This window comes from Mycolicibacterium sp. XJ662, assembly GCF_053484035.1.
This window is the reverse complement of record NZ_JBEFTL010000002.1, coordinates 719,735-739,081: the sequence shown is the minus strand read 5'-3', so window position 1 is coordinate 739,081 and position 19,347 is coordinate 719,735. Positions and strand designations below refer to the sequence as shown.

Annotated in this window: 20 protein-coding genes; 9 read left to right on the top strand and 11 right to left on the bottom strand. The window is 66.0% G+C overall.

The window, feature by feature from the left end; genetic code table 11:
• Positions 1 to 50: 50 nt before the first annotated feature.
• Complete coding sequence (locus tag ABQE93_RS10810; protein ID WP_448406584.1) at positions 51 to 1,202, top strand: serine hydrolase domain-containing protein; 1,152 nt, start codon at positions 51 to 53, stop codon at positions 1,200 to 1,202.
• 10 nt (positions 1,203 to 1,212) lie between these two features.
• Here ABQE93_RS10810 and ABQE93_RS10805 read toward each other — a convergent pair whose 3' ends face one another.
• The 3 genes from ABQE93_RS10805 to ABQE93_RS10795 form a co-directional block, all read right to left on the bottom strand.
• Entirely contained in the window at positions 1,213 to 1,626 is a 414-nt protein-coding gene (locus tag ABQE93_RS10805) for a type II toxin-antitoxin system VapC family toxin (RefSeq protein WP_448406585.1), read from the bottom strand.
• Positions 1,619 to 1,873, bottom strand: a complete 255-nt coding sequence (locus ABQE93_RS10800) for a type II toxin-antitoxin system Phd/YefM family antitoxin (RefSeq protein ID WP_448406586.1) — start codon at positions 1,871 to 1,873, stop codon at positions 1,619 to 1,621. Before ABQE93_RS10800 ends, ABQE93_RS10805 begins: the two co-directional genes overlap by 8 nt.
• A gap of 163 nt (positions 1,874 to 2,036) precedes the next feature.
• A complete protein-coding gene (locus ABQE93_RS10795) occupies positions 2,037 to 3,314 on the bottom strand; it encodes an alpha/beta hydrolase fold domain-containing protein (protein ID WP_448406587.1) in 1,278 nt (425 codons plus the stop codon).
• A gap of 282 nt (positions 3,315 to 3,596) precedes the next feature.
• Between ABQE93_RS10795 and ABQE93_RS10790 the strand changes: the two genes are divergently transcribed.
• Positions 3,597 to 5,312, top strand: coding sequence for a molybdopterin-dependent oxidoreductase (locus ABQE93_RS10790; protein WP_448406588.1), 1,716 nt, complete (start codon positions 3,597 to 3,599; stop codon positions 5,310 to 5,312).
• Between the two features lie 57 nt (positions 5,313 to 5,369).
• Here ABQE93_RS10790 and ABQE93_RS10785 read toward each other — a convergent pair whose 3' ends face one another.
• From ABQE93_RS10785 to ABQE93_RS10775, 3 genes are all read right to left on the bottom strand, one after another.
• Complete coding sequence (locus ABQE93_RS10785) at positions 5,370 to 6,335, bottom strand: hypothetical protein (protein ID WP_448406589.1); 966 nt, start codon at positions 6,333 to 6,335, stop codon at positions 5,370 to 5,372.
• Positions 6,336 to 6,343: 8 nt separating this feature from the next.
• Positions 6,344 to 6,688 carry a DUF732 domain-containing protein gene (locus tag ABQE93_RS10780; RefSeq protein ID WP_448406590.1) on the bottom strand — a complete coding sequence of 115 codons (345 nt, stop codon included), beginning with the start codon at positions 6,686 to 6,688 and terminating at the stop codon, positions 6,344 to 6,346.
• A 182-nt stretch (positions 6,689 to 6,870) separates the two neighbouring features.
• Positions 6,871 to 7,941 carry an HNH endonuclease gene (locus ABQE93_RS10775; RefSeq protein WP_448406591.1) on the bottom strand — a complete coding sequence of 357 codons (1,071 nt, stop codon included), beginning with the start codon at positions 7,939 to 7,941 and terminating at the stop codon, positions 6,871 to 6,873.
• Positions 7,942 to 8,012: 71 nt separating this feature from the next.
• On the opposite strand from ABQE93_RS10775, the gene ABQE93_RS10770 reads away from it, so the two are divergent.
• On the top strand, positions 8,013 to 8,324 hold the full coding sequence (locus ABQE93_RS10770; protein ID WP_448406592.1) for a nucleoside triphosphate pyrophosphohydrolase: 312 nt from the start codon (positions 8,013 to 8,015) through the stop codon (positions 8,322 to 8,324).
• Positions 8,325 to 8,330: 6 nt separating this feature from the next.
• Here the strand turns inward: ABQE93_RS10770 and ABQE93_RS10765 are convergent, their stop codons facing one another.
• A complete protein-coding gene (locus tag ABQE93_RS10765; protein ID WP_448406593.1) occupies positions 8,331 to 9,095 on the bottom strand; it encodes a hypothetical protein in 765 nt (254 codons plus the stop codon).
• A gap of 101 nt (positions 9,096 to 9,196) precedes the next feature.
• Between ABQE93_RS10765 and ABQE93_RS10760 the strand changes: the two genes are divergently transcribed.
• Complete coding sequence (locus ABQE93_RS10760) at positions 9,197 to 9,343, top strand: hypothetical protein (protein WP_448407299.1); 147 nt, start codon at positions 9,197 to 9,199, stop codon at positions 9,341 to 9,343.
• Between the two features lie 65 nt (positions 9,344 to 9,408).
• Positions 9,409 to 11,064 (top strand): NERD domain-containing protein, encoded by a 1,656-nt coding sequence (locus ABQE93_RS10755; protein WP_448406594.1) that lies wholly within the window; start codon positions 9,409 to 9,411, stop codon positions 11,062 to 11,064.
• A gap of 12 nt (positions 11,065 to 11,076) precedes the next feature.
• Here the strand turns inward: ABQE93_RS10755 and ABQE93_RS10750 are convergent, their stop codons facing one another.
• Complete coding sequence (locus tag ABQE93_RS10750; RefSeq protein WP_448406595.1) at positions 11,077 to 11,319, bottom strand: hypothetical protein; 243 nt, start codon at positions 11,317 to 11,319, stop codon at positions 11,077 to 11,079.
• A gap of 176 nt (positions 11,320 to 11,495) precedes the next feature.
• On the opposite strand from ABQE93_RS10750, the gene ABQE93_RS10745 reads away from it, so the two are divergent.
• Positions 11,496 to 12,053, top strand: coding sequence for a class I SAM-dependent methyltransferase (locus ABQE93_RS10745; RefSeq protein WP_448406596.1), 558 nt, complete (start codon positions 11,496 to 11,498; stop codon positions 12,051 to 12,053).
• A gap of 12 nt (positions 12,054 to 12,065) precedes the next feature.
• On the opposite strand, the gene ABQE93_RS10740 is transcribed toward ABQE93_RS10745, so the two are convergent.
• From ABQE93_RS10740 to ABQE93_RS10730, 3 genes are read right to left on the bottom strand one after another with little or no spacing between them, the layout of a single operon-like run.
• On the bottom strand, positions 12,066 to 13,121 hold the full coding sequence (locus ABQE93_RS10740; protein ID WP_448406597.1) for a DUF2293 domain-containing protein: 1,056 nt from the start codon (positions 13,119 to 13,121) through the stop codon (positions 12,066 to 12,068).
• A gap of 55 nt (positions 13,122 to 13,176) precedes the next feature.
• Positions 13,177 to 14,787 carry a peptide chain release factor 3 gene (locus ABQE93_RS10735; protein WP_448406598.1) on the bottom strand — a complete coding sequence of 537 codons (1,611 nt, stop codon included), beginning with the start codon at positions 14,785 to 14,787 and terminating at the stop codon, positions 13,177 to 13,179.
• A 21-nt stretch (positions 14,788 to 14,808) separates the two neighbouring features.
• Complete coding sequence (locus tag ABQE93_RS10730; RefSeq protein ID WP_448406599.1) at positions 14,809 to 15,825, bottom strand: TIGR03617 family F420-dependent LLM class oxidoreductase; 1,017 nt, start codon at positions 15,823 to 15,825, stop codon at positions 14,809 to 14,811.
• A 32-nt stretch (positions 15,826 to 15,857) separates the two neighbouring features.
• Here ABQE93_RS10730 and ABQE93_RS10725 point away from each other — a divergent pair, with 32 nt between their 5' ends.
• The 3 genes from ABQE93_RS10725 (at position 15,858) to ABQE93_RS10715 (ending at position 19,345) form a co-directional block, all read left to right on the top strand.
• Positions 15,858 to 16,211, top strand: a complete 354-nt coding sequence (locus ABQE93_RS10725) for a Fe-S protein (protein ID WP_448406600.1) — start codon at positions 15,858 to 15,860, stop codon at positions 16,209 to 16,211.
• A gap of 157 nt (positions 16,212 to 16,368) precedes the next feature.
• Positions 16,369 to 16,824 (top strand): cyanase, encoded by a 456-nt coding sequence (gene cynS, locus ABQE93_RS10720; protein ID WP_448392121.1) that lies wholly within the window; start codon positions 16,369 to 16,371, stop codon positions 16,822 to 16,824.
• A gap of 91 nt (positions 16,825 to 16,915) precedes the next feature.
• Entirely contained in the window at positions 16,916 to 19,345 is a 2,430-nt protein-coding gene (locus ABQE93_RS10715) for a nitric-oxide reductase large subunit (protein WP_448406601.1), read from the top strand.
• Positions 19,346 to 19,347: the final 2 nt, after the last annotated feature.

Here is a 19,347-nt window from a genome sequence, read left to right as displayed (position 1 = left end):
GTGCCTCATGCGATGATGGCCCGCGTATCCCGAAAGCAAAGGAGCTTGTGATGGGGTTTGAGCGTATCGACGACCTGCTCAACGGTGTGACCGCCGACGGCGCCCTGCATGGCGTGGCCGCCACCGTGGTCGGCCGCGACGGTGTGCTCTACCAGGGTGCTGTCGGAGATGCCAAGCCCGACAGCATGTTTCGCAACGCATCGATGACCAAGGCCGTCGCCACCACCGCCGCGCTGCAGCTCGTCGAACAAAACCGCGTGCAGCTCGACGCACCCGTCGCCTCGATCCTGCCTGAGTTCGGCGAGCTCCAAGTGCTCGACGGCTTCGAGGGCGGCGAACCGGTCCTGCGCGCACCCAAGACCCAGGCGACCGTGCGGCAGCTGATGACCCACACGGCCGGCTGCGGCTACCACTTCCTCAACGAGAAGCTCTTCACCTACTGCACCGAGCTAGGCTTCCCCAACCCGCTCGAGGGCATCAAGCGCAGCCTCAGCGCACCGCTGGTCCACGACCCCGGCACGGTCTGGGAGTACGGCATCAGCACCGACTGGCTCGGCATGGTCGTCGAGGCCGTCAGCGGCCAAACGCTGGGCGACTACCTCGCCGAACACGTCTACGGCCCGCTCGGAATGACCGACTCGACCTTCGCCCCCAGCGACGAGCAGCGAACGCGGTTGCTGCCCATCCGCTTCCGCGCACCCGACGGCGCCCTCGTGGCCACCGACCTCGACCTGCCGGCCGAATCCGAATGGGACGCCGCCGGCCACGGCTCCTACGGAACCATCGCCGACTACGGACGCTTCATCCGCGCCTGGCTCAACGGCGGCGAACTCGACGGCACCCGCATCCTCAAACAGGAGACGGTCGAACTCGCATTACGCGACCACCTCGACGGGGCGCCGCTGCCCAAGAAGCTGGAGCCGACCGTCCCCGAGCTGGCCAACCCGGTCGAGTCGCTCGACGTGCCGCAGGGCTGGGGGCTGGGCTTCCACCTGTACCTGGTCGACCTGCCCGGCATGCGAAGCGCCGGCTCGGCCGACTGGTCGGGGCTGTTCAACAGCTTCTTCTGGATCGACCACAAGACCGGCATCGGCGCCGTGATCGCCACCCAGCTGCTGCCCTTTTTCGACGACAAGATGGTCGAGACAATCCTCGGTTTCGAGGCGGCGGTCTACACGGAGCTCGGCGCGTCGGCGTCCTAGAAACGGCTCTTCAGACGCCGACGATTGAGAGGATTTCTTCTAGCCCGCGGAAGTCATCGACGCGGCGCGTATAGAGCGGGAGGTTGGCGGCAAGGGCAGTGGCAGCGATCAATAGATCGACGGCTCGAGGACCACGCGCCTTGCGGCCCGTCGCGGCGACCGCGGCATACACGCGTCCATAGGCCCTTGCCGAGTCGTCATCGAACGGCAGGGGGTCAAAGTTGGCCTCGGCGCGCTGTAAGCGGTCTTGGCGTCGTGCTCGCTCGTCGTTATCGACGGTTGCGTGCGGGCCGGCGGCGAGCTCTGCCATCGTCAGTGCGCTGATGGCGAGTTCGATGGGCAGTTGTTCGGCGTCGATGTGACCCAGATCGATGACGACCGACGTGTCGATGAGACCTCGCAGTGGCCGTTGAGCCTCAGCCACGAGGGACGATTTCCTGGCCGGCGACGCGGTCGAGGTCTGCTCGGAAATGGTCGAATTCCACGCGCGGGGCGCCCTTGAACGCGGAGACGGCCGCCTCGGCGCTGATAAACCGATGCCGACGCCGCGGGGAAAGCTCGCCTACTGGGATTCCGTTCCTGGTCACGACGAACGACTTGCCTTGGTCAAGCTGGCGCATGATCTCGCCGCTGTTATTGCGCAGCTCCCGCTGCGTGATCTCCTGGGTCATGCCACAGCGTAGCACCTGTGCTACTTAAATACGATCGCGACGGTGGACTGATGCACCAAAATATTCGCCGGGGTTCGACGGACGGTGACATGTCAGGCGACGTGGAGTGGATCGTCGGCCATCCGCATCTTGCGCTCGCGATGGCGCCGCAGATGCCGCGCGTTCACGGCTGCTTCGCCGCTTGCTGCCAGTTCGTGTAGACCTCGGCCAGGAACTGTTCGACGGCCACGGCCGCGTGCGCGGCGCGCGCCGAGCCGAACATGTCGAAAGCGTGCTGAGCCAACGGCAATTCGGCGTACACCACCGGCTGGGTGCTGACATCTTCCAGCTTGGCGACAAACGACCGGGCCTGCTCGACGGGCACCAACGAATCGTTGGTGCCGTGCAGAACAAAGAACGGCGGAGCGTCAGCGGCGACGTAGTTCACCGGCGAGGCTTGGGCATACGCCTGGACGTTCGTCGCATGGGGTTGTTTCATCACCATCTCCTCGAGCAGCTCCGGCATCGACGGATGCATCGCATCCTCGAAACGGGTGAAGTCATAGACCCCGTAGAACGGGACCGCGGCCTGCACCCGGGTGTCGGCGCCCTCGAAGCCCGGCTGAAACCGCGCGTCATTCGGCGTCAGCGCCGCGAGCGACGACAGATGCCCGCCGGCCGAGCCGCCGGTGATCGCGATGAAGTCGGGGTCGCCGCCATATTCGGCGATGTGCGTCTTCACCCATGCCAGCGCGCGCTTGACGTCGACGATGTGGTCGGGCCAGGTGTTGCGCGGGCTGTGCCGATAGTTGATCGCCACGCAGATCCAGCCGAGCTCGGCAAGGTGGCTCATCAACGGATGTGCTTGTCCGCGTTTGTTTCCCGTCACCCAGCCGCCGCCCGGGACCTGGAAGAGCACCGGCGCCTTGCCGTTTCGGTCCAGATCCGGTCGACGCCAGATGTCGAGGTGGTTGGCGCTGCCGTAGGGGCCGTAGCTGATGTTGCCGTCGTGGGTGTAGTCGCGGTAGATCCGCAGCATCCGCAGCGCGCCCGGGCTCTTGGCGGTGCCCGCTCCGGCGGGCCGACGCCACAGGCCGGTCGAGTCGGTGCGCCGATCGGCGCCCAGACCGCGGTCCAACGCGTCCTTCAGCGGGGTGCCCGCCTGGTGGCCCGAACGATTGAAGTTCAGCAGGCCCACCGCCGAGATCGCGGCGACCACCCAGGCGATGATCCGCACCGGACGGGTCAGCCGGCGGCCGGTCAACGCCAACCCGCCGAGCTGGCTGGCCAGCGTCTGCAGGGGCAACTCGCTGACCACCAGGCCGTACCCGAACGAGGCCATCGACGGGTAGCCGCGCCGCGCCAGCGGCCGGTATCCGTTCAAGGTCGACGCGGCCGTCATGGCCGCCACAGCTAACGCCGCCACCTGGCGGGCGAGGTGGAGAACTCGATCCTTGCGCATTCGGTCACCTTACGAGGCGACGCTGACCTCGTCGTCGCGGCCGTCGCTTCGCGACGCTCGAACCTGATTCGCGAGCGCGTGACAACCTCGGCGGCCGCTTGGCGCTGACCCGTTGCCGCACAACATGTTCAGACGAGCCGGCCAAGGTTCCTCAGCGCATCCGGTGTCGGCGTACGCGATTCGGGCCAACAAGCACGCCTTTTACCCTAAGGTGGCAGCCGTGCGGCGGATCGATGTTGCTGCGAGGACGGTCCCGGGTCTGTGCAATCGAACCCACAGGCCGTGACTGAGCGTGTCCGGCCTGGAGAGTGGGCCGGTGGCATCGCCGACGAGCCGGCCCAGGTCCCGTCGGTTCGGCTCGGCCGACGCTGGATCAGCACGCTGTGGCTGGTGCCGCTGACGGTTGCCGGGCTCGCCGTGGCGGTGGCCATTGCCCAGCACCTGCGCCAGTTCGAGTGGATGCAGGAGTTCATCCTGCGCTATCCGGGCACCGCGGCCACCCGTGGTGGGATCGAGCAGGGCTTTCCGGCGTGGCTGCGGTGGAGCCACCTGTTCAACATTGTCTTCATGATGTTCATCATTCGGGCCGGGCTGCAGATCTTGGCCGATCATCCGCGCCTGTACCTGAATCCCGGCAGCACGCCGGGTACCGCATGGTTGCGGCTGCGCGGTCCGATCCCGCCGGATCGGCTCGATCCCACCGACCCGACGAAAGTGTGGACCGCCAAGGATGACTCGGTGTCGTTGCCGACCTGGCTGGGCCTGCCCGGGGTCCGCCACACCATCGGCCTGGCCCGCTGGTGGCACTTCACCTTCGACGGGCTGTGGCTGCTGAACGGGCTGGTCTTCTACATCTTGTTGTTCAGCACCGGGCAGTGGCGGCGCATCGTCCCGCAGTCGTGGGATGTGCTGCCCAACGCGGCATCCACGGCCGTGCAGTATCTCTCGCTGGACTTCCCGGTCAACGAGGGCTTCGTCGCCTACAACGGCCTGCAGCTGATCGCCTACTTCCTGACGGTGTTCGTGTTCGCCCCGTTGGCATTCATCACCGGGCTGCTGCAGGCCCCGGCGATCGCCGCGCGGTTCGGCCTGGGCCGCGGACCGGCCAACCGGCAGGTCGCGCGCTCGATCCACTTTCTGGTCCTGGCGTGGATGGTCATGTTCATCGCGGTGCACACGGTGATGGTGTACAGCACCGGGCTCATCGGAAACCTCAACCACATCGTGTTCGGCACCGACACCGACTCGTACTGGGCCTTGGTGATCTACCTCGTCGCGATGGCCGTCATCGCCGCGTTGTGGCTGCTGGCATCCCCGTTCACGCTGCGCTACCCGCGCATTGTCCAGCGCGTCGGACGCCACGCGGTCGGCTGGATCAAGGGGCTGATGGAATGGTTCCATCCCCACGCCGACTACTCCGAGAAGGACATCTCACCCTACTTCTGGGCCAACGGCACACTGCCCACCTCAGAGGAGTATCGCCGGCTGCAGGCCGACGGCTGGCGCAACTACCGGCTACGGGTCGGTGGGCTGGTCGAAAACCCCACGGAATTCAGCTATTCGGATCTGCTGGCGATGGGCAAGCACGAGCAGATCACTCAGCACTACTGCATTCAGGGCTGGTCGGGGATCGCCAAGTGGGGCGGGGTGCGGGTCTCGGATTTACTCGAGATCGTACGGCCGTTGCCGACGGCTCGGTGGGCGGTCTTTTATTCGCTGGCCGACGGCTCTGAACCCGGCGCCGGCCGCTACTACGACTGCCACAAGATCGAGCACATGCGCGACCCGATGGCGTTGCTGGCGTATGAGATGAACGGCGAACCCCTCACCGAAACCCACGGCGCCCCACTGCGACTGCGCAACGAGGTCGAGTTGGGTTTCAAGCAGGTCAAATGGATCGCCGCGATCGAGTTCGTGGAGAGTTTCGAACACCTCGGTCTAGGCCAGGGCGGCTATAACGAGGATCACGAGTTCTTCGGCTACCGGATGCCGATTTAGCGCGATCCCGCCAGTGCGATCCCAGCGTTGATCTTTCGCCGGTTTTGTGCGACGGCGCTAACTTCTCGCGGCGGCCCGCAGCTGCTTGTGGATGCGCTTGACGAGCTTCTCATCGGCGACGATCTCGATCGTGATCGTTCCGAAATCGACTGCGTCAGCGGTGTATCGCTTCATCGTGGGCAGCTCTTCCACAACCTCGACCATTTCGTCGATGAACCTCTGAATGCCCTCGAGCGGCACGGCCATCAGCGCTGAGCAGTCTCGCATGAGCCCGGTGTACGCCGAGGGCACGCTGGCGTCACGGCACCGCTCAGCCAGGTCGAGATAGCGCTCGTAGAAGTCCATCAGCCGGTTGGCCACATGCAAGATACCGTCGGCGTCGGCGTCGCTGTCGTCCTCACCGAACACCCGCATGAACGCCGGGGCTTTGATGAAGGATTCCAGTCGGCTGGTGAGCTCGGCCACGTCAGCAATGCGGCCCTCGACGAACGCGGCGACCTCCTTGCCGGTCCGCAGATACCGGCCCGGCGTTGACGAATAGTGCAGTTCGCAATCGCGGATACGCGAACGCAGCTTTGCGGATCGCTGGACGAGTATCGACACGAAAACGGTCCAACGCCACTCCGCCGGCTTTTCGCGAAGCAGCGCATCGAGTTCCGCTGCGGTGTAGGCGATCGCAGCGACACGAGGCTTCTCGTCGGGTGTGTCAGCCGGCGGTACCTCGGGCTGAGATGTGATCGACCGCATCAGCTCGGCCCCTTCGACGCCGTAGACGCCCCTTTTGTCGCCGCGCGACGCCCATCGATGCTGTCGGTCGGCACGTAGAGCCAGGAGTTTGGCTACGTCTGCTGCCTCGAGCCGGCGTTCCTGCTCGCGGCGGACAAGTGCGCGTACTCCGAAGAACAGCCCAATGGCAGCCGCCACTCCGAGGATGATCCAGTAGTACGTGATGACCACCCAGATCAGGATCAGCACACCGAAAATCGCTGCACCCCAGCTGGACTCCGAACCGCGCCTTGCCATCGGCCGTCCTACAGCGGCTGGGTGGGACCGATGCTGCGGGCCCACTCCGCGACCGCCGGCTTGGCGTCCAGGCACATGGTGTCGACGGCCGACACCAACACGATCGCCGACTCCGCCGGTGCGAACCCCGCTCTGTCCAGCATGCCCAGCACGTACGGTGGCGGCACGCCGAAGCGCAGTTCGTGACAGATACCCTTGCCGATGTCGATCATGTCGGCGGCTGAGTCGTAGTACACGCCCATGTTGTCGAGCTGCATGAGAAAGTCGTACTGATCGGCTCGAGCCGGAACTGCCAGTGCCACTGCACCGCACACCGCGACTACCGCCGCGCAAATAACCCCACGTCCGCGCATCATCCCCCCTTGATTAGCGCTTCCGAGGTGACAGTAACTCCGCCCACCGACAAGTTCGTCGCCGCAGGGTCGCCGAAAGGGACATTTGGGCGGATTTGTACGAGTGCGAACCGCCATTACGTCGAATCGGCGCCGGCCGAGGCGTGGGCTTCAAACAAAGTCCCCGATGGGGAGTATGAACGTCACGACCACCAGGTCGGAAAGCTGATGTCCAGTCGCTCACGTTGTTGGTATCCCGACCATGTCGGCACGCCCGGCGGCTGTCCCCGGTAAATACCTCGGGCAGCGGCGATCACGCGTCGATGCTGTGTCGGCCACTGCAATTCGGCGGCGATCTCCTCGAGCACCGCCCGTTCGCGGCCGAGCACACGGTCGACGATCCCGACCGCCGGCAACGCCCCGCTCTTGTCGCCGTTGCACCGTGCACACGCCAGCACCAGGTTCGACAACCCGTCGATCCCCACCAACGACCACGGCAGCACGTGATCGATCGGGTTGTTGGCCGGTAGATGGGTCCCGCAGTAGAAGCAATGGGGACCGAATGCCTCCTTGAACGGCTCACGCACGACTGCCAAGCCAGTGCGCTCACGACCGAACAGATGACCCGCGACGTCGGGAACCTCAGCGTCGAGGAACTTGTTCATCCGGCGCACATCCTCGACCCACATGATCTCCAGCGTCGGCTTGAGCAGCCCCGCCAGCCGCGCTAGACCGTGGGCGACACCGGCCTTCAGCTCGATCGCGTCGCCGTGGGCGCGCAAGGTCGATCGCGAGACCCGGTCGTGCAGAAACGAGTCGTCATAGAGAAACGGATCGCTGCTTAACGCGCCCGGCAACCTCTGCAGCCGATGCAATGGCTGCTGTGCCAGACACAACGCGATGTCGTCGATCGCACGCCGGTACGCCTCCGGTGCGCGCAACTGTGCGACGTCAACCGAGCCGGTCGATCTTCCTGACGCCTCCCGTAACGTGTTGGTGGCGATCAGTATCCGCGCACGCGGCTGCGTCGACTGACGGAGCTCGTGTCCGTCGAACGGCCGCACCTGCTGCCAGTAGATCTCCAACACCCGGTGTGCCAGCTCCGGCAGCGGCACCAACAGAGTGTCCTCGGGCCGCTCCGGCAGGTTCTCGATGCAATGCTCGACGAGCGCCATCAACGTCGCCAGCTTGTACGTCGCCGTTCGCAGACCGGTTTCTAGAATCGCGACGACGCGCTGCCCCAGCAGAAGCGGATCGACGACTTCACCGGACACGGCGAGTCCTCGATGTCAGAGCTTCGCGGTAGAACTGCATCACCTGCATTATCGCTACAGGAAGTGACATCGTGGGCAAACTTGTCCGAGACAAGATTCCGGACATCATTCGGCAGTCCGGGCGTACGCCGCTGGTGACGACGCTTTCTGCAGACTCCTACCGTGCGGCGCTGATGGACAAACTGCGTGAAGAGGTCGCCGAGCTCGCCGCCGCAACGACCAACCGGGCGGTGCTGGAGGAGGGGGCAGACGTACTCGAAGTGCTGACGGCGATCGTCGTCGAACATGGCGCCGATCTCGATAGCCTGATCGAGGCTGCACGGCAGAAGCGTGCGGAGAGAGGTGGTTTCGACGATCGGTTGTGGCTAGAGGACTGCGGTTGAGTTACCTCACCATCTGTGACCGCACAGCGTGCAGGTCCAGCCCTCGGGCATCACAACGCACCCACGGGTGTCCTGCCACGGCGGGATGCGGTCGAAATTCGCGAGCATCCCATAGATCGCCCGCTGGGTCCGTCGTCCACCACAGTTCGGGCAGACGGGGTGGCGAGCGAAGTTGTACTCGAGAAACGTCGCGAAACCGCCGTCGCGCATGGCGCTTTGGCACCGACGGCACGGTGCCGCAGGCCAGTCGACAGGCTCGTCGGCCGCCTCAGCCAGCCAGATCGCTACCTGGTCGCGCGCATCATCGCCACGGAGGTTCAACGCCTCGCGGCACCCACCGCAGGCGCCGTCGGATTCGAGCAGGGCAAGCGCTGCCGCCATCGACGAGTCCCCGAACCTGTCCAGCGGTAGGGAGCCGAACCGGTGAGCGTCCAAAGCGCTCAACAACGCAGCGGCGGCGTCGTCCTCGAAGAACCCGTACGTGCCACGAACCTCATCCAGTCCTGCTCCCACACGCGAAACCGGCACCGCCGGCGCGGACCGCAGCCGGGCGATGGTCGCATCGAGGTCACTTTCGACCACACCCACGTCAGTGAGCACCAACCGCGGCTCACAGTCAAAGATCACCACGACGCCGTCGTCGCGTCGTACATCGGGCACCGTCGGCCACGGCCGATACGGCGAGCCCGGCTCCAAAAAGCTGATCACCGCGTCCTTCCACGGTGACCCGACGACCACATGTAGCCGTTCTGGCGCAACATCCGTCGTCATCGAAACCCCCTGTGGCGCTCTGACCGAACTGTACGCGCGGGCACCGACATGTCGACGTCGTCGCAGCGGAGTTGTCAGTGCCCCCGCGTAGCGTCCGCATCATGAAGGACGGACGCAGACGACGCCAGGCAAAGCAAGCGCGACGGGATGCCGCTTGCGTGGACTTCAGCGCCGTCAAAGGCGGAACACTGACCGCCTACCGCTGGTCGGGCGAGGAGCAAATCCGAGGCGAAAACTACGTGCCGTGAACTGACGATGCCAGATCTTCGCGCAAGTATTGCGTTAGGCATATCGTCGTAGATAGGGGGACACGATGACGATGACGCCTGACGAGACGCCCCGCTTGGCCAACGCCGCCGAGCGGCGGGTCTACCAGTGCCTGCTCGAGCAACTCGAGCCCAACGATGCGGTGATCGCCGGCCAGCGCGTCACCGACCACCTCAAGGACCACGAGGTCGACTTCGTCGTCGCGATCGAGGGCGCCGGCATCGTCTGCCTGGAGGTCAAGGGCAACGACGTGTGGCACGACGGCGAGTCCTGGTGGCAGCGCCGCCGCGGCCACGAACACAAGATCAACCCGGTGCGCCAGGCGCGCGAGGCCTGCTACGCACTGCGCGAGTTCATCGAAAAGGACGACCGCTGGACACAGGGCCGGCTGCGCTGGGACCACGTCGTGGTGTTCCCCAACGCCGAGATCGACGCCGACTTCGCGCTGCCGGAGTGTCCGCGCTGGAAGGTGATCGACCGCAACGACCTCTCGACGCTCGTCGACAAGCTCAAGTATGTGCTCGTCCGCCAGGAACTCGACCGCCCGCTGCTTTCCGCCGAAGGTGTCCAGCAGCTGTCGACGGCGTTGAGCGGCAGGGGATTACCGCAGCGCAGCATCGTCGCCCGCGCGTTGGCCAACGAGGACTCCGCCGATGCGTTGACCGAACACCAGGCCGTCATCCTCGACGCGGTGCAGCTGCTCAACCGGGTGGAGGTGCGTGGGGGAGCGGGCAGCGGTAAGACGTTTCTGGCGATGGAGCAGGCGCGGCGGCTTTCGGCGAAGGGACAGCGCGTCGCGCTGGTGTGTTACTCGCATGGGTTGGCGTCGTACCTGGAGCGCATCTGCGCCACCTGGCCGCGCCGGCAGCAGCCCGCCTACGTCGGCGAGTTCCACGACCTCGGCAAGTTGTGGGGCGCGCCGGAAGGACCCGACGAGGCGCTGCGCACCGAGGAGACCGTGCAGTTCTGGGAGCACGACCTGCCGCTGCAGATGACCGATTTGGCAACGCAACTCGAGCCGGGGCATCGGTTCGACTCGATCGTCGTCGACGAGGCGCAGGACTTCGCCGACGCCTGGTGGGATCCGCTGCTGGCCGCGCTCAAGGACGACGAGACCGGCGGCATCTACGTCTTCACTGACGAGGGCCAGCGGGTGTTCAACCGGTACGGCGCACCGCCGGTTCCTCTGGTGCCGCTGCTGCTCGACCACAACCTGCGCAACACCCGTCAGATCGCGAATGCGTTTCAGCCGCTTGTCGATCACCCGATGCGCTATCTCGGCGGGGAGGGGCCTGCGGTGCGGTTCGTCGCTTGTGCGCGCGAGGATGCGATGGGTGCCGGCGACGACGAGGTCGAGCGGCTGCTTGAGGCGGGCTGGCGTCCCGAAGATGTCGCGCTGTTGACGACCGGCAGCCGCCATCCCGAGCAGGTCGAGCGCCAGAAAGCCGGCCACAAGGCCTACTGGGACAGCTTCTGGGATGCCGAGCAAGTGTTCTACGGCCACGTCCTTGGCTTCAAGGGCCTTGAGCGACGGGCGGTTGTGCTCGTGGTCAACGAGGAGTCCGCGTTCGACCGGTCCCGCGAGCGGCTTTATGTGGGGTTGTCCAGAGCGCGTGACCAACTCGTGGTTTGCGGGGACGCCGAGTTTATCCGAGAGGTGGGCGGACCGGATCTGGCGCGGCGCTTGGGCGTTCCGGGTTGAGAGCGCTCAGGGTTACGCATCCCTGTCAGAAGGCTTATCCGTTTCCGTTGGGGCACCTTTCGCCTGCGGTTCAGCATCTTCGGCGTTCACCGGCACGAAGTCGCCGCTGAAGTACACCGTTGCGGCCAGACCCGGCCGACCCGGATACCAATTGCCGTCTACGCCAAGCGTTTCCCCCTTGGGGGTGTTACTGCCGCGCAGGGGTTCTGGAAAACGGTAGGTGGTCCCGTCGTTCGCCTTATAGTAGTAGTACAACGTCTTCCCCTCCCGCCCGATGCAACGCGTCGGTCCCCGACATTATTTCAGTCAATTTGCCGGCTGTTGTCACTACTGCATAGGCGACCAGAGGCAGGATGCGACACGAGCTTGGTGCTTATGACAACGGTCGCAGCGGGCTCAAGAGTTTCGCGGCCCTGAGTACCCTGGCTTTGATGAGCGAGCAGGACCGCATCCGCTGGGAGGAGCGCTATCGAAGCCGCGGGGCGCCGCCCGCAGAAGCGGTGAGCATCCCCGCGGTGTTCGCCCCGTTCGCGGACTTGTTTCCGCCCGAAGGACGAGCGCTCGATCTGGCATGCGGACAAGGGCGGTTCAGCGTATGGCTTGCGCGCCGCGGCATGGAGGTCTGGGGCCTCGACATCTCGCCGACGGCAATCAGCCATGCTCGGGACCTGGCTGCGCTCAATGGTGTCGACGATCGGTGCCGGTTCGATGTCGTCGATCTCGATTCCGGCCTGCCTCCGGGCCCGCCCGTCGACCTCATCGTCTGCCGCCTGTTCCGCGACCATCGCCTTGACCAACCGATCATCGAGCGGCTGGCACCCGGTGGGCTGCTGGCGATCTCGGCACGAAGCGCCGTCGGCGCCGGCCCCGGGCGCGCCCGAGTTGCCCCGGGGGAGTTGACGACCGCGTTCGCCCGGTTGGAGATCATTGCCGCGGACGAAGCTGACGGCAAGGCGTGGCTGCTCGCCAGAAAAGGCGAACGAAGCTGAACGGGACGACGGCTATTCGTCGAGCGTCACAACTCCATCCCGCCACGCCCTCAAGACATCTTCGACCCGCGCATGCACCTGTGTGCGCGCCGATTCGCGGTCGTGCCCCGACATCAGCAACTCGTCGTAGTCGGTGTCGATATGGCGCACCGACGCCGCGACGGCAAGGTATACCGCGTCCGGGTCTAATGACCGCCCCGCCGCGCTTCGCCCCACCCGTCCACTGCCACGCGCCGCGGCGTGCCATGCGATGGCCTCGGCGCGGACGGCCGGACAACCGGGAAACTGGTTACGAATCGCGGCGGCGAACTCTTCCCGGAACCGCGCATCCTCTTCTGCCCGCCGGCCCTGATCTCGTTGCTTCCGCCCGGCACGCGTATCGGTATCCGACAAACATTCCTGCGCAGCCCGTTCGATAGCCGCTGGTTCGGCCAGAATCCCTTGTCGCTCATAGCGTATACGCCGCGTGCTCCACCGCACGACCACCGCAGACAGCCGGCTGGCCTTGCGCGCACGACGCGTCAACGCCGCGTCACCGGACGGCAGGAACTCCAGATGACCGAGGTCTGCGCAGCCCAGGCACAACGCGCCGGTCTTGCACTTGATGAGTAGCTCCCCGGGCTCTCCGCAGGCATCACACGTCCACGCGTTGTGCGGTGAGATGACCACGTTGTCGCGGGCCCGAAGGCGTGGCCGCTCGGATGCCGGACCCGCGAGTTCATTCTGCTCCCAATGGATTCGGTAAGCCCGCTCGATCTCGGGGTCGCCGTCATCGGTGAACTGCAACCGCCGGTAGTCGGCCTCCATTGGCCTCAGCTCGCGATAGCGAGCCCACTGCTGCAACGCTTCGATGGCCGCGGCGGCCTTGTCCTCATCCACCCCCACGCACCGGGTTAACGCCGGGACGCGGCCCTGCTTCCACCGCTCGACGTTCGGCTGCGCCAGCCAGCCAAGGCCGACAAGGACGTCGATGGGCCGGACGAATCGCTGCTCGGCCATCGTCGCCTCAGCGATCCGCGCGACCCGCGTCTCAAGCGTCGCCACCATGGCCGCCGGCACGGGTTCCATGCATCGGAGACTAGCGATGCCCCCTGACACCGAAGCCAAATCTTTCGCCGAAAAGCTAGGCCCCCGCGGCCACCAACGACCCCAGCTCGACGTCCGGGTTGTCCCGCTGGAAACCCTCCAGCCGCCACGGCGTCGAGAACAACACCAGCTTGATCCCGTCCGTGCGGGTCAGCACCTCCGCCGACACCTGCTTGTCCATGAAGTCGGCGTCCTCCGGCGAGACCACCCGCGCGACCTGATACGGCAGCGACTCCAACGAGATCGGCGCGCTCAGCTCGGCCGCCATTCGATGCGACGCCACCTCGAACTGCATCGGGCCCACCGCCGCCAGCACCGGCGCCTGATCACCGCGACGGTCCGAGCGCAGCACCTGAACCACGCCCTCCTGCTCCAATTGCTCGATGCCCCGACGGAACTGCTTATGCTTGCTCGGATCCTTGCAGCGCGCCACCGCGAAATGCTCCGGCGAGAAGCTCGGAATCGGCGGATACGCCACGGGCTCATCGCGATACAACGTGTCGCCCGGGCGCAATACCGCCGCGTTCGCCAGCCCGATCACATCCCCGGGCCACGCGGTATCCAACGTCGAGCGCTGCTGCCCGAACACCGACTGCGCATACTTCGTCACGAACGGCTTCCCGGTCGCCGCATGCGTGAGCACATCCCCACGCTCGAACGTGCCCGACACCACCCGCGCATACGCGATCCGGTCGCGATGCGCCGAATCCATACCCGCCTGCACCTTGAAAACAAAAGCGCTGAACGCCGATTCGGTGCTGCGGTGCACCCCGTTGACATCAACAGCGCCGCCCGGCGCCGGCGCCAACTCGACGAGTACATCAAGCAGTTGGTTCACCCCGAAGTTCAACGCCGCCGACGTGAACAACACCGGAGACGCTGTGCCGCTGAGGAACTCGTCACGGTCGTAGTCGGCGCCGTCGGCCGACAGCAGTTCGGACTCCTCGACCGCCGTATCCCAGTTGTCACCGGCCGCAGCGTGCGCGTCGACGGCGGCGATGTGCTCCTCCGGGGCCACCTTGGCCCCACCCGCGGTGCGGGTGAACCGGATGAAGTGACCGCCGCGGCGGTCCATCACCCCCTTGAAGTCCCCGGCGATCCCAACCGGCCAGGTCAGGGGAGTGGGACGTAGCCCGATCCGCGCGTGGATCTCGTCCATCAACTCCAGGGCGTCCCGGCCCGGCCGGTCCCACTTGTTGATCACCGTGATGATTGGAATCCCCTGATGCCGGCACACCTGGAACAGCTTCAACGTCTGCGGCTCAAGGCCCTTCGCCGCATCCACCAACATGACCGCGCAGTCGACCGCGGTCAGCACCCGGTAGGTGTCCTCGGAGAAGTCGGCGTGGCCGGGGGTGTCGAGCAGGTTGATCACGCAGTCGCGGTACGGGAACTGCAGGGCCGTCGACGTGATCGAGATACCCCTGGCCTTCTCCATCTCCTGCCAGTCCGACACCGTGGCGCGTCGGCCCGCCTTGCCGTGCACCGCGCCCGCCTCGGTAATGGCCTGCGCATGCAGGGCCAACGCCTCGGTCAGCGTCGATTTACCTGCGTCGGGGTGGCTGATCACCGCAAACGTCCTGCGACGGGCGGCTTCGGCGGCGATACGGCGAGTCGACGAAGCGGTCGCCAGGGCATGTTCTGTCATCTCTGACAGCGATGATACGAGCTACCCGTCGGCGATCCGCCGCGCCACCTCGCCGTAACGCTCGAAGCGTTCGCGATCGGCCAACGCGTTGTACAGCACCAGACGCGTCGCCACCCCGCCGTACTTCGAGACCAGCGTGTCCGCCAGGTCGTCCCACGTCGACTCCGTCGCGAACGTCGCGAGGTGCTCGTCGGTGATCTGAGCCGCCATCCCCTTGAAGTCGCCGGTCTTCTGCTTCTCCCGGATCCGTGCCGTCGTCCCCTCGAATCCCGCCTCGTCCCAGATGAACGCGTAGTTGGGCGTACTCCCGTAGAAGCTCATCGCTGTGCGCGCGAGTTCACGCTCCCGAGCACGTTCCTCGTCGGTGTCGCCGACGATCGTCATCACCGGCACGATCACCGCCACATCACCCGGTGTCCGGCCCGCCTTCTGCGCTCCCGCAGCGATATTCGGCACCACATGCCGCGCGATGTACCCGGGCTCGCCGAGCGGATGCACATGCACACCGTCGGCCACCTCGCCGGCCATCCGCAGCATCCACGGATTCACAGCTGCCACATCGACTTTCGGGTCGGGCGCGTCGATCGGACCCGCACTCCACTGCGGCGTGATGAAGTCCAGCTCGTAGAACTCGCCGTGGTGATCCAGCGTGCCCGTCCGAAACGCCGAAAAGCAGGCCTTCACCGCCCGCACGTAGTCGCGCAGCCGCGGGCCCGGCCGCTCGAACTCCACCCCGTAGCGCCGCACCACATGGGTGCGTACCTGCGTGCCGAGGCCGAGCCGGAACCTGCCGTCCGTCGCCTCCTGCAACTCCCACGCCGCCGCCGCCGTCACGAACGGGCTGCGCGGAAACGCCACCGCCACACCCGTCGACAGCTCCAGCCCCGGCGCCGCCTGCGACGCCACCGCGGCGTTGAGGTAGGCGGTGCGACCGGTTTCGGTGAACAACAGCCCGTTGAACCCCGCCTGCTGCGTGCGTTTCGCCAGGTCGCCGATCTGTCCTAACGGCTGCGGGGGCGTCATCACGTCGACATACATGGCTCGGACGCTACGCGGGTTAAGCTCTCACCATGGAACTACTACGCAACGTAGTCGTACTGCTCCACATCGTCGGCTTCGCCGTCACGTTCGGCGCCTGGGTCGCCGAGGCCGCCGCCCGACGGTTCCGCATCGCCCGCCCAATGGACTACGGGCTGCTGCTGTCGCTGATCACTGGGCTCGCCCTGGCTGCGCCCTGGCCCGCGGGCATCGAGCTGAACTACCCGAAGATCGGCGTGAAGCTCGTCCTCCTGGTGATCCTCGGCGGGCTGCTCGGCATGGGCAGCGCACGCCAGAAACGCACGGGCGAAGCCGTGCCGCGTCCTGTCTTCGTCGCCGTCGGCGTGCTGTCCTTCGCTGCGGCCGCCGTCGCCGTCCTCTGGTAACCGTTCGCGAAAGCTACCCCAGGGTTGTTGATTCACCCGCGAGAGCGACCCTGGTGTAACTTTCGCGAACGCGAGGTGTCGCGAGAGCGACCCTGGTGTAGCTGTCGCGAGCGCGACCCCGCTGTACGTTTCGCGGCACGGTCGGCACCATGAGGGCATGACCCGAGAGCAGATCACCGAACAGATCGTCACCGCCCGCCTGACCAAAGGCCTGACCTGGCAGCAGCTCGCCGACGCCATCGACAAACCCGTCGTGTGGACCACCGCCGCCCTGCTCGGCCAGCACCCGATCCCCACGGAAGCCGCGCGCACACTCGTCGAGCTGCTCGGCCTCGACGAGTCGGTCGTGCCCATCCTGGCCGCCGTCCCGATGCGCGGCGGGCTGCCCACCGCGGTGCCCACCGACCCCACCATCTACCGCTTCTACGAGGCCCTTCAGGTCTACGGCGGCGCGATCAAGGAGCTGATCCACGAACAGTTCGGCGACGGCATCATGAGCGCGATCACCTTCAGCGTCGACGTCGAGAAGAAGCCGCATCCGTCCGGGGACCGTGTGGTGGTCACCTTCGACGGCAAGTTCCTGCCCTACGATTGGACCGCCGCCGAATCGTGATGCGGCCGGAATCGACCAGAACAACCCATTACTCAACGCATACCGCTATTTTTACTAGCAGAATGCGTTAAATCCCAGCGGGGGGTGTGGCATGACGGATCAGTTCCTGGAACCTCAGCCGACGAAGGCCGAGCTCGCCATCTCGAAAGGTTGGGTCCAGGGCGTCGCGCTCGTCATGATCTTCGGCTTCACGATCATGGGCATCCTGGCCGCCAGGACCTACACCGACTCGATGCCGCAGCCCCAACAGGTGGTCGGCCCGACTGGCCAGACCCTGTTCACCGGAGAGGACATCACCGCCGGACAGCAGATCTTTCTGCGCCGCGGCCTGCAGCAGTACGGCTCGGTGATGGGCCACGGCGGCTACCTCGGGCCCGACTACACCGCGGAGTATCTGCGGTTGTCCTCCGACCACGTCGGCCAGCAGCTGCGCGACCGCGGCGTGCAGGACCCCACCGCCGCCGTCGCGGAGATGATGCGCACCAACCGCTACGACGAGTCCACCGGCACACTGCAGTTCACCGCCGAGCAGGCCCGCGCCTTCGACGCGATCCAAGCCCACTACGCCGACATCTTCGGGACCGACTCCACCGAGTACGGCCTGATTCCGCGCGTCATCACGGATCCGCAGGAAATCAAGGAGCTGACCGCGTTTTTCGCGTGGACCTCCTGGGCGGCCGCCGCTGAACGCGAAGGCCACGCCTACTCCTACACGAACAACTGGCCACCCGAACACCGGGTGAACAACTCCCCGACGGCCGACATCCTGGTCTGGTCGGCGATGTCGCTGATCGCGCTGCTGGCCGGGCTCGGCGCACTGTTCGCCCTCTACGGCCGGTGGAGCCGCCGGATCGGTTGGCACGCAACAGAAACCCCGTCGCTGCGGTTCCGCCAACCCGGCGAAGTCCAGATCACCCCGTCGCAGAAGGCGACGGCCTGGTTCTTCCTCGTCATCGCCGTGCTCTTCCTCGGCCAGGCGCTGCTGGGCGGCGCCATCGAGCACTACCGCGCCGACCTGAGCGACTTCTTCGGTATAGACCTGGCCCGGCTCCTGCCGTTCAACCTGGCGCGCACCTGGCACGTGCAGCTCTCGCTGCTGTGGACGGCGGGTGCGTTCCTGGCCGCCGGAATCTTCTTGGCGCCCATCATTTCCGGACGTGAGCCAAAACGGCAGTCCTGGCTGGCCTACGCGCTGCTGGGCGCGCTGGTGGTCGTCGTCGGCGGCACCGTGGTGGGCACCGCGCTGAGCACGTTCGGCGTGGACTGGGCCAAGGGCTCGATCTTCTTCGACCAGCAGTGGGAGTACCTCGACCTGCCCAGGTTCTGGCAGATCCTGCTTGTTCTCGGGCTGTTCATCTGGATCGCCATCGTCTTCCGATCGATCCGGTCGCGGCTGAAGACCGAGAGCAAGTTCAACATGCCGTGGCTGTTCTTCTACGCCGGCCTGTCCATCCCCGCGTTCTACGCGGTCGGTCTACTCGCAGGCACCGAGACACATCTGACCGTCGCCGAGTTCTGGCGGTTCTGGGTGGTGCACCTGTGGGTCGAGGACTTCCTCGAGCTGTTCACCACGGTCATGGTGGCCTACATCTTCGTGATGCTGGGCGTGGTGCGCCGCAAGATCGCGATCCAGCTGATCTTCCTCGACGTCATCCTCTACTCGATGGGCGGCGTCATCGGCACCATGCACCACCTGTACTTCTCCGGAACTCCGGTGGAGCACATGGCCCTTGGCGCGTTCTTCTCGGCGCTGGAGGTCATACCGCTGACGTTCCTGACCGTCGAGGCGTGGACGTTCCTGCAGCTGGGCTCGCGCCAGCAGTCGCGCAGCAGCGCGCCGTTCCCGCACCGGTGGGCGGTGCTGTTCCTGGTCTCGGTCGGCTTCTGGAACTTCGTGGGCGCAGGCGTTTTCGGCTTCCTGATCAACCTGCCGATCGTGTCCTACTACCAGATCGGTACGGCGTTGACCGCCAACCATGCGCACGGCGCGATGATGGGCGTCTACGGGATGCTCGCCGTCGGCCTGGCGCTGTTCGCGCTGCGCTACGTCATTCCGCCGGAGCGATGGCCCGACAGGCTGGCGAAGATCTCGTTCTGGTCGCTGAACCTCGGTCTGGCGTGGATGGTGTTCGCCACCCTGCTCCCGCTCGGTGTGCTGCAGCTGTGGCATTCGGTGAACGACGGCTACTACGAGGCGCGCACGTTGGGCTACATCACCGAGCCTGGCAACGCGGTGCTGGAGTGGTTGCGCATGCCCGGTGACTTCCTGTTCATCATCGGCGGGGTGCTGCCGTTCCTCTGGATCACCTGGCTCGGTGTGCGTTACGGCATCAAGGCGACGACGCACAGGCTGCCGCCGGAGACCCTGTTCGTCGAGGAGCACGCCGAGGCCGAGGAGGACCGCACCGGGTTGGCCGCCACCGGCACCGGACCCGGCACCGGCGGGGGCTCGGCGTCGCGGTATGCCTCCGATCGGCGTCCGCCGGCGCCCGACGACCGCGACACCGAGGCAAGCCCATGATC